Origin of the sequence: Bacillus sp. CGMCC 1.60114, assembly GCF_042676365.1 — a bacterium.
Classification (GTDB): domain Bacteria; phylum Bacillota; class Bacilli; order Bacillales; family Bacillaceae_G; genus Bacillus_A; species Bacillus_A rhizoplanae_A.
Genome location: NZ_JBHTHG010000058.1, coordinates 1 through 1,386, shown reverse-complemented (window position 1 = coordinate 1,386; position 1,386 = coordinate 1). Strand labels below are relative to the sequence as shown.

Genomic DNA, 1,386 nt, shown 5'->3' with positions numbered 1-1,386 from the left:
CGAAAAGAATTCATTGATAAACTGTTTGGCATTGCAGCATAATCCGTAAGTTAATAGGAAATTCATATCCTATGTTTTTTTGAAATCATCTTTGCACCAGAACCAATTTATTAATATGGTGCCCAGTCCAATTGAGTTAGTAATGGTTACTCTTTATATTCGCCTATAAGGTGGTTTGTTCTTTCTGATGGAGAGGCGTATTCTTTTAAATAAAAAAGCCCCCTAATCACAATATTAAACTTATGATTAAAGAGCTTACTTATTTTGTATGTAGATGGTAGAAGGGTAGAATTATTTTTCTTCTTTTAGGTCTTTATATTCATTTACTAGATTTACTACACTTTGCATTTCTGTGTAAACAGCATCGAAGAATGGATGAGATAGAATTTTATTAAGTGTTTCTTCATCTGTTGGTTTGCTTCTACGGGGATTAATATTAAGTTCATCCAACATAGCACAAAGATCAATTGATACGTCGTAAAGATCACATAAAAGCATTTCTCTCTGTTCTTGCTTCAATTATATTCCTCTTTTCTTTTAAGATATAAAACTAATATTGTGCTATAACTCTATAATTATACCAATTTTTCACACTTTATATAATTTTGTATTTTTTGTAAAAGGTTGTAATGATTTATCCTCATTTAAGTAGCTTCACCCTCCCAGATAGAGCGTCATAAGACGTTAAAGGCTTTTCTCTATATTTACTTTTTAGAAAGAAGGTAACCACGAATAATTATGTCTTGAATTACCCCTCCACCTGGAAAGACATCAAACATAATTCTACCATTTGATGAAACTACGAATCCACTTGTCATGCGTTCACTAATTCCACCATTACCAGAGTTATTTAGAAGTATTGTGGATTCAAACACACTGCTCCTTAGAGTTACTGGGTCTGCTAAATTTGCTATGGATATTCTAAGTGTTTGAACGCTATCTGGATCGGCTCCACCGTATTGCCAATCTACATCTGTAACAACAAGAAAATCTGTATGAATTCTAAAAGGGCTAGTGTCTCTTGTACCGTCAGGAAAAACCTGTACAAAATTACCCTCATTGTTAAAAAAATCCATTTTGAGAGTTACGTGAAATCTTGGATCTTGTCCCATATGGGTATTTGCCATCTTTCATCCATCCTTCCATTAGACATTTTGGTATTATTTCAACCATTATCTTGTATACATCAATTGTCCTCCAACAAATACTTTATATAATTTTAAGACAATTTCCTTTATATATCTACAGATCAGGTTTAAGCTTGCCTTGTTAGTCTTTAACCGGTTCTGGTGCAAAGATGATTTCAAAAAAACATAGGACATGAATTTCCTATTAACTTACGGATTATGCTGCAATGCCAAACAGTTTATCAATGAATTCTTTTCG

2 protein-coding genes are annotated in these 1,386 nt (G+C 32.6%); both read right to left on the bottom strand.

Annotation, left to right across the window (positions count from 1 at the left end):
- Positions 1–291: 291 nt before the first annotated feature.
- The gene (locus ACFQZ1_RS10815) at positions 292–519 is read right to left on the bottom strand and encodes a hypothetical protein (protein ID WP_377882209.1); all 228 of its coding nucleotides are present in this window, start codon (positions 517–519) and stop codon (positions 292–294) included.
- 185 nt (positions 520–704) lie between these two features.
- A complete protein-coding gene (locus tag ACFQZ1_RS10810) occupies positions 705–1,127 on the bottom strand; it encodes a hypothetical protein (protein ID WP_377882208.1) in 423 nt (140 codons plus the stop codon).
- Positions 1,128–1,386 lie beyond the last annotated feature (259 nt).

Coding starts and splice junctions, on each gene's coding strand:
- ACFQZ1_RS10810 (WP_377882208.1), bottom strand. CDS start 1,127: ATGGCAAATACCCATATGGGACAAGATCCAAGATTTCACGTAACTCTC.